This window comes from Treponema sp. R80B11-R83G3 (assembly GCF_054786115.1).
In genome coordinates this window covers 1-2,270 of sequence record NZ_BDHF01000174.1, presented here as the reverse complement: position 1 = coordinate 2,270, position 2,270 = coordinate 1, and the positions used below count along the sequence as shown (strand labels likewise).

The window sequence follows — 2,270 nt, the reverse complement described above, 5'->3', positions numbered from 1 at the left end:
TTTTCGGTCATGGGTTATTATAGCATATATTGATTTACTAAGGCAAGAAATGTAAATTACCTATTCACTTTATAAGTGACACAATTAATGCGCCTCTCTCGTTCTTTACCCCTAGTGGTAGACTTTTTTCGTCCAGAATCAATATGTAATACCGCATAGTTAATGTTAGCGATTAAACCAGTTTTATCCAAATTTAACTTCTGCTTCAGATAAATTCCAACCGTCGTTAATTAAATAATTAGGAAACAAATTTTCTTTCATAACTTTTGCCAAATACGGAAACATAGGAACTATTTTCATAAGGCGGATATACCCTTCTTTGTCCCTGTTTTCCATAATTCAGTAAGCAGTCTTACCTGAAAAGATAAGTTTTTCATCTAAAGTCATGATTTGCGCTTGTGGCATATTTGGCTTTTTCGTAGTCGTTTCTCCTTATCCTTATTTTACTTACTTTTGGAAGCTTACGGTAACTCGGAGGGAAATTGCACCTTTTACCTAATTACTTGTAGAAAGCGGATTTTAAGATACGCTATTATTTATTTATTCAGAGTTAATAAATACCTCGCTTTGACCGCAGCGCGGACGGCTTGCTAAAGCAAGCCTCATTTTTTCATCGTTTTAATCTGTTCGGCGCTGGAACGTGTTGAATTTTTCATCTACACCCTGCGGGTGCGGTTTATTGTTCCCCCTGCCCCCTCAATTTTTGGTAGTGAAAACACGAATTATAATTTGTTTTATTTTTGTATTACTCCTTGTTGCTCTGTATTGCTATTTGTTAGCGATAAAAAGTAAAAAACAGAGCAAAAAATCTTTTACTACATTGATAAAATTTCCAATTACAAAATTATGACTTTTTTAAGAGACGCACACGCCCCCTGCAATAAAAATGGCTTCCATGCTGCCAAGAGAAAAAAATGCAAGAAAGTGTATTTAGGTGTATGGTTTTGTAGGATTAAAAAGAGTTTATCATACACTTTTTTTCTTACTCCCTGTTGCTCTTTGTTACTCTTTATTATTCCCTATTATTATATTTTTATTTATTTGTGTATCTTAAATAAAAAAAAGGAAACTTATAAATATATATTATATATATAGAAGTGGCAAATTCGCCTTTTATGCTGCATAGATACACTTTCAATGCTTCATTTTCTGGCAGTTTTTTACCGAGGCTTTTTTGTCGGCGGCTGTGTGCAAATTATCAGAGGGAACAATATTATCATCGGGGATTGTTGCCGCTAATCCGACTGAACGAAGTGAAGGAGTATTAGCGGTTTTAGCGGATAAATGTTTCATTACGGTTTGTCTCATTACGGAATAAACGCCTTACCTATCATAGCCCCTGCGCTGTCCCCGAAGGGGGCTGCGCAGGGGTTTCACCGAATAAATGCCTTTGCGTTACCAATGCCCACCTACCGCTAGGTGGGTGGGTCTTACCGTGTCTCGCTGTCAGGCTTATGTTAAGAATTATTTTTTAAAAGCGTCTGGTTTTTTATTTCTGAAAAAATCAAGAGGGGCTGTTTTTTTTATCGGGTTTTTTCGCCGTATATCCGCTTGGGAGCGGAGCGGACAAGCGGATTTGCGGCAATAGGGATTTATTTTTTACTACGGATTTTGGGAACTTTTAGCGGATAGCGAAGGCTGTTTTATTTACGTCAGCCGTGTGCATACTTCGCTCCGCTTCTTGTTATACGAAAAGCCGGGCGGGGATACTACGCTTTTTTGTGGCTTTGTGGCGGCGGGGCGTGAGGATTAGCCTGTATCATAAAAAAAAGCAAACATGGATGTTTGCTTTTTTTTATTCCTTACAGCGTATTGCCAACGGCAATACGCTGCCTCCCCCCCTTTGAGCCGGTTTATAGTGAGTTTTGCGCCTGTAGCCTGTCCACATGGCTTTAGCGGTTTATGCTTTTTCTTTTTATTATTTTATCGAGGTCGGGCATTTTTGATTTTTTCGGGTCTTTTGCCATGTGGACAGGCGGAAGGCGCAAAAGTTTCCCTATTAAAATAGGGGGGGTAGCTCGGCGGCAGGGGGGGGACAATAAAATTCCGCCGCCACAAAGCCACCGTATTACTCTCCTCTTGTGGGTTTCGCTGGCGGGTGGGGATATTACGACTATCTCACACGGGTTTTATGACTGCTGTTATGCGACATTTTGCGAGATACAGGCTTTAATGATTTGAAAAAAAAAGTAGTGGAGCGAAGCGGAACTACTTTTTTTGACCTTATTTAAGATACTGATAAATTACCCCCTCAATTTTTCGCATACGGG

At 39.3% G+C, this 2,270-nt stretch carries 2 protein-coding genes; both read right to left on the bottom strand.

The features are described from left to right. Positions 1 to 183 precede the first annotated feature (183 nt). Positions 184 to 336, bottom strand: a complete 153-nt coding sequence (locus ACYVRH_RS12205; RefSeq protein WP_461250766.1) for a hypothetical protein — start codon at positions 334 to 336, stop codon at positions 184 to 186. A gap of 798 nt (positions 337 to 1,134) precedes the next feature. Next, entirely contained in the window at positions 1,135 to 1,308 is a 174-nt protein-coding gene (locus ACYVRH_RS12200) for a hypothetical protein (RefSeq protein WP_461250767.1), read from the bottom strand. Between the last annotated feature and the right edge of the window lie 962 nt (positions 1,309 to 2,270).

Excerpts from the sequence above, each read along its gene's own strand:
- ACYVRH_RS12205 (WP_461250766.1), bottom strand. The coding sequence starts at position 336 with ATGGAAAACAGGGACAAAGAAGGGTATATCCGCCTTATGAAAATAGTT.
- ACYVRH_RS12200 (WP_461250767.1), bottom strand. The coding sequence starts at position 1,308 with ATGAGACAAACCGTAATGAAACATTTATCCGCTAAAACCGCTAATACT.